Annotated in this window: 1 pseudogene; it reads left to right on the forward strand. The window is 68.1% G+C overall.

What is annotated here, in order from left to right:
* A pseudogene (locus VSR34_RS39420) lies at nucleotides 1–216 on the forward strand (IS21 family transposase); the annotation flags it as partial.

A 216-nucleotide genomic window follows, 5' to 3' on the forward strand; every position in this document is an offset into this window, starting at 1 on the left:
CACCGAGCCGGTTGCTGAACTGGGGCGCATCGATCGGCGTCAGCGCCGAGGCGGTCGTCAGGCATTTGCTGACGAACCGTCCGCACCCAGAAATGGGATACCGCGCGTGCCTGGGCCTGCTGTCGCTGTCGCGCAAATACGGCAAGGAGAGGCTGGAAGCGGCGGGCCAGCGCGCACTCGTGATTGGCGCGCCAACCCAGCGGTCCGTGCGCACCA

Source organism: Paraburkholderia sp. JHI2823 (assembly GCF_038900695.1).
Lineage (GTDB): Bacteria > Pseudomonadota > Gammaproteobacteria > Burkholderiales > Burkholderiaceae > Paraburkholderia > Paraburkholderia mimosarum.